Consider the following 523-nt stretch of genomic DNA (forward strand, 5'->3'; position numbering starts at 1 on the left):
GTCCTTCTTTTGACTTTATCGTGGCTTCGGGTCAGCGGTCAGCCATGCCCCACGGTCGAGCCAGCGATAAAATCATTCGTCAGGGTGAGACTTTAACCATGGATTTTGGTTGTATCTATAACCATTATGTCAGCGATATGACACGGACTATCCATATCGGTCAGCCTTCCGATGAGGAGCGGGCTGTCTATGAGCTTGTCCTCAAGAGTAATCGGGCGGTTATTGATGATGTCAAGGCGGGAATAAAACGCTGTGATTATGATCGGATTGCTCGCCAAGTTATCGCTCAAGCTGGTTACGGTGATTTCTTTACCCNATGTCAAGGCGGGAATAAAACGCTGTGATTATGATCGGATTGCTCGCCAAGTTATCGCTCAAGCTGGTTACGGTGATTTCTTTACCCATGGTATTGGTCATGGCATTGGTTTAGCTATTCATGAAATTCCTTACTTTGGTCAATCAGCGGACTTGGTGGAGGCTGGGATGACCATTACCGATGAGCCTGGGATTTATCTGGATGGAA

General features: G+C 47.1%; 2 protein-coding genes. Both read left to right on the plus strand.

Going from position 1 to position 523, the window contains the following annotated elements:
• Window positions 1–344, plus strand: a 344-nt coding sequence (locus FH871_RS34630) for a M24 family metallopeptidase (protein WP_212768343.1), incomplete at its 5' end; no start/stop codon positions are given.
• Window positions 301–523 (plus strand): M24 family metallopeptidase (locus tag FH871_RS34635; RefSeq protein WP_212768347.1); only part of this gene is annotated, 223 nt, incomplete at its 3' end. The genes FH871_RS34630 and FH871_RS34635, both read left to right, overlap by 44 nt.

Source organism: Larkinella sp. C7 (genome assembly GCF_006149005.1).
Lineage (GTDB): Bacteria > Bacteroidota > Bacteroidia > Cytophagales > Spirosomataceae > Larkinella.